This window comes from Mesorhizobium sp. M7A.F.Ca.US.014.04.1.1 (assembly GCF_003998745.1).
GTDB classification, from domain to species: domain Bacteria; phylum Pseudomonadota; class Alphaproteobacteria; order Rhizobiales; family Rhizobiaceae; genus Mesorhizobium; species Mesorhizobium ciceri.
In genome coordinates this window covers 1-2,505 of the sequence record NZ_RZRW01000733.1, presented here as the reverse complement: position 1 = coordinate 2,505, position 2,505 = coordinate 1, and the positions used below count along the sequence as shown (strand labels likewise).

2 protein-coding genes are annotated in these 2,505 nt (G+C 63.4%); one reads left to right on the top strand and one right to left on the bottom strand.

Annotated features, from left to right (window positions below):
* Positions 1-19: 19 nt before the first annotated feature.
* Positions 20-982 carry a sugar-binding protein gene (locus EOA22_RS30700; RefSeq protein ID WP_013528381.1) on the bottom strand — a complete coding sequence of 321 codons (963 nt, stop codon included), beginning with the start codon at positions 980-982 and terminating at the stop codon, positions 20-22.
* Between the two features lie 558 nt (positions 983-1,540).
* Between EOA22_RS30700 and EOA22_RS30690 the strand changes: the two genes are divergently transcribed.
* The coding region (locus tag EOA22_RS30690) for a LacI family DNA-binding transcriptional regulator (protein WP_164756059.1) at positions 1,541-2,505 on the top strand (965 nt) is incomplete at its 3' end.

Sequence of the window (2,505 nt, the reverse complement as noted above, 5' to 3'; positions counted from 1 at the left end):
GGCTGAACTGCTTCAAGTCTTAGTTTCCGGCCATCGCCTTCAGATTGGCGGCGTAGGCGTCGACGTCATCCTTGCCGATGATCTTGGTCGGGATGATGATGAGGTTGCCTTCCGGGATGCCCGACTTGTCGCCCTTGAGATAGGCAGCCATCAGCTTCATGCCCTGATAGGCCCATTCGAAGGGCTGCTGCACGACGGTGGCGGCAATGGTGCCTTCCTTGACGCCGCCGAGCGTGATCGGATCGTCATCGAAGCCGACGACGGTGATCGAGCCGAGCTTGCCGGCGTCGCGCAGCGCTTCATAGATGCGCGGCGTGTTGTAGGAGTAGAAGCCGACCATGCAGGTGACGTCGGGGCTGGCGACCAGCGCGTCCTCGACATTCTTCTTGGCGCGCGCCTGGTCGATGTCGTCGCCGCGCACGTCGATCAACTCGATCTTGGTGCCGGCCAGGCCGTCCTTCATGCCTTGGATGCGCTCCTTGGCATTGTCTGCGCCGAGCAGGCCGACGAAGCCGAGGCATTTGCCGCCATTGGGCATCGCCTTCTTGGCGATTTCGGCCGCCTGCTTGCCGGCATCGACGTTGGACGAGCCGATATAGGCGACGCGCTTGGTCTGCGGGGCGTCCGAGTCGGTGGTGAACAGCGCCGTTTCCGAAGCGATCTTGTTGAGGCCATCGGTCGAGGTCTTGGGATCGACGGCCGAGACCATGATGCCCTTGACGCCGGCGGTCACCAGATCGTCCATCAGCCGCTGCTGGATGGCGACCGAGGACTGCTCGGGATATTTGAGCTCGAGCGTATAGTCGGGCAGTTCGCCCTGCGCCTTCTTGACGCCGGCTTCGGCGGCCTTCCAGAAATCGGAAGCGCCGTTGACCACGAAGGCCAGCGTCGGCTTGTCGTCGGCGCGCGCGATTGCCGTGGCCGACAGGCCAAGCAGCAGCGCGGTCGCGGCTACGGATGCATTGCGTATCAAGGATTTCATGTTCAACCTCCCGTTTGGCTCAGTCGTTGGACCGGCCGATCTTGCACTGACCTGATTTGCCGTTTGCAGCGTGGACGCCCTCCTCCTCAAAGGGGTTCCCGGCACCGAAAGAATGGCGTCGTTCCAGCCACGACAGCGACCTTAGAGACTCATCCTTCATTCGTAAATAGTCCGATTTGTCTGACATATCACATATCCGAGACAAGGCTTGCGGAGATAGGATCCGCTCGCCACCGGGCCATTTTTCGTACTCTCCCGTCGCCCCGGACGTGACCGGCCGGATGCGACGATTGACGGTACAGCGCATTTTTGTATTAGTAAACAGTATTAGTTCCGAGCCAATGCCAGCGGTTTCGCGGTGTGCCCGCCGGCGTGCCGCCCTCACCGCTGGGCAGCCGCCCAGGCCTTTTGTTAATTGAGCTTTCGCTTGTATGGAGATGCGTGGCGGATGGACCTCCGGCATACTAATAGTTATAAACGAGCTTGACGTTATTCCGATAAATCGACGGCGTCACGCCACCTTGCCGGCCTGACCGGCCAGCCAGACTGGGATTTGCCATGAGCGAGACGACGGATCGGGCCAGCGACACAGCGAGGCGGCGCAAGGCGCCGGCCAAGGGCGCCAAGGGCCGCGTCACCATGATCGATATCGCCAGGGCCGCCGGCTGCTCGCAGGCGACCGTGTCCTTCGTGCTCAACAATTCGCCAGGGATCAAGCTGTCGCAGCAGACCCGCGAACGGGTGATCGAGGCCGCACGGACGCTTGGCTACACCGCGCCCGCTTTCGAGGCGCTTCACCCGGCATTGCCTGCCTTCGAGGGGCCCGCCTTCGAAGGGCTGGACGGGGTGATCGGCTTTGCCGTCGACCAGCTCGCCACCAGCCCCGAAGCCGTGGTCGCCATCGAGGGCGCGCGCCAGGCCTCGTGGAATGCCGGCAACGTGCTTCTGGTGGCGCAGACGCTGGGCGATTCCGTCATGGAGCCGCGCGCTATTTCAGCGCTGACCAAGCGGGGCATTTCGGCGCTGATCTACATGACCATCTTCACCCGCGAGATCACAGCGCCCGACTATCTCTACGGCCTCGACATCCCGGTGATCCTGCTCAACTGCTACACGGCGGACTACGCCTTCCCGTCCGTGGTGCCGAGCGAGATCGCCGGCGGCCAGAGCTCGACCCGCCATTTGATCAGCCACGGCCACCGCCGCATCGCCACCATCACCGGCGAGCCGTGGATGCAGGCGGCACAGGACCGGCTGAAGGGCTACCGCCGCGCGCTCGCCACGGCCGACATCCCGTTCGATCCCGAGCTGGTGGTCGAGGGCGACTGGTCGGCCAGCGCCGGCTATGCCGCCACCGTCAAGCTGCTGGCGCTCAGGGATAAGCCCACCGCCATCTTCTGCCAGAACGACCGCACCGCGATCGGCTGCTACGAAGCGCTGAAGGAAGCCGGCCTGCACATTCCGCAGGACATCTCCGTGGTCGGCTACGACGACGAGGAAATCGCCAGGCATCTGTTCCCGCC